A 448-nucleotide genomic window follows, 5' to 3' on the forward strand; every position below is an offset into this window, starting at 1 on the left:
CTAGGGTATCTAATCCTGTTTGCTCCCCACGCTTTCGAGCCTCAACGTCAGTTACAGTCCAGTAAGCCGCCTTCGCCACTGGTGTTCCTCCTAATATCTACGCATTTCACCGCTACACTAGGAATTCCACTTACCTCTCCTGCACTCTAGCTGCACAGTTTCCAAAGCAGTTCCGGGGTTAAGCCCCGGCATTTCACTTCAGACTTGTGCTGCCGTCTACGCTCCCTTTACACCCAGTAAATCCGGATAACGCTTGCCCCCTACGTATTACCGCGGCTGCTGGCACGTAGTTAGCCGGGGCTTCTTAATCAGGTACCGTCTGGCGACCCAAAGGTCGCTATTTCTTCCCTGCTGATAGAGCTTTACATACCGAAATACTTCTTCACTCACGCGGCGTCGCTGCATCAGGGTTTCCCCCATTGTGCAATATTCCCCACTGCTGCCTCCC

At 53.1% G+C, this 448-nt stretch carries 1 rRNA gene; it reads right to left on the minus strand.

Going from position 1 to position 448, the window contains the following annotated elements:
• Positions 1–448, minus strand: a 16S ribosomal RNA gene (locus tag EJJ37_RS19905); the annotation flags it as partial.

The organism is Clostridium cuniculi (assembly GCF_004353185.1).
Lineage (GTDB): Bacteria > Bacillota > Clostridia > Clostridiales > Clostridiaceae > Clostridium > Clostridium cuniculi.